General features: G+C 65.6%; 1 pseudogene. It reads left to right on the top strand.

Annotated features, from left to right (window positions below):
- Nucleotides 1-820: pseudogene (gene glmU / locus EOA33_RS37275) on the top strand (bifunctional UDP-N-acetylglucosamine diphosphorylase/glucosamine-1-phosphate N-acetyltransferase GlmU); the annotation flags it as partial.

The raw sequence follows: 820 nt of genomic DNA, 5'->3' as shown, positions 1-820 counted from the left end.
GTCGTCGGGTTCCGTCCGCCCAACCCGACCGGCTATGGCCGCCTGATCGAGAAGGGCGGCCGGCTCGTCGCCATCCGCGAGGAGAAGGATTGCTCGGCGGAGGAGAAGAAGATCGGCTTCTGCAATGCCGGCATGATGGCGGTGGCGGGCAAGCACGCGCTCGAACTGCTCGACAAGGTCGGCAACAGCAACGCCAAGGGCGAGTTCTATCTCACCGACATCGTCGAGATCGCCGGCGCCCGAGGCCTGGACGTCGTGGCGACGGAAGCCAGTTTCGAGAGCGCGCTCGGCATCAACAACCGGGCCGAACTCGCCGAGGCGGAAGGCATCTGGCAGGCGCGCCGGCGGCGCGAGGCGATGCTGTCCGGCGTGACGCTGATCGCGCCCGAAACCGTATATTTCTCGCACGACACCGAAATCGGCGCCGACGCAGTGGTCGAGCCCAATGTCTGGTTCGGCCCGGGCGTCAGGATCGCCACGGGCGCCAGGATCCACGCCTTCAGCCACATAGAGGGGGCAACGATCGCCGCCAATTGCGATGTCGGTCCGTTCGCGCGGCTGCGGCCGGGTGCCGACCTCAAGCAGAAGGCCAAGGTGGGCAATTTCTGCGAAGTCAAGCAGGCGACGATCGAGGAGGGCGCCAAGGTCAACCACCTGACCTATATTGGCGATGCGCGGATCGGCGCCGGGGCCAACATCGGCGCCGGCACCATCACCTGCAACTATGACGGCTATTCGAAATTCTTCACCGATATCGGCGAGGGCGCCTTCATCGGCTCCAACTCCTCGCTGGTCGCGCCTGTCTCGATCGGCAATGGCG

The sequence above is a fragment of the Mesorhizobium sp. M4A.F.Ca.ET.050.02.1.1 genome (assembly GCF_003997725.1).
Classification (GTDB): Bacteria; Pseudomonadota; Alphaproteobacteria; order Rhizobiales; family Rhizobiaceae; genus Mesorhizobium.
This window is presented reverse-complemented; position numbering and strand designations above follow the sequence as displayed.